The sequence below is a fragment of the Vibrio sp. S234-5 genome (genome assembly GCF_000960595.1).
Classification (GTDB): Bacteria; Pseudomonadota; Gammaproteobacteria; order Enterobacterales; family Vibrionaceae; genus Vibrio.
Map to the genome: position 1 here is coordinate 1 of NZ_JZAM01000004.1, position 253 is coordinate 253.

The window sequence follows — 253 nt, forward strand, 5'->3', positions numbered from 1 at the left end:
CACGCAACAGGTAGGGATACACCTTGTGTGCTTTGTTCGCCAGCGTCGTTTTGGGCTTGGGGTAAATCGCCCCAATCCCCATATCGCGCATGAGTCGAACAACACGCTTACGATTAACGCTATGACCAGAAGTGGACCCCAATGGTTGGACGCATAAGCTCATTTCTTAAGTGGTTGACCCAGCTCATGCTGCGTATCTTTGCCTACCGAAGTAGGCCTCATCAGGAGTGAGGTTATTGAGTCCTTGATGGTT

The 253-nt window shown here is 50.6% G+C and carries 1 pseudogene; it reads right to left on the reverse strand.

Annotated elements, in window-relative coordinates:
- Positions 1 to 136 (reverse strand): annotated as a pseudogene (locus tag UF06_RS25385) (IS3 family transposase); the annotation flags it as partial.
- Positions 137 to 253 lie beyond the last annotated feature (117 nt).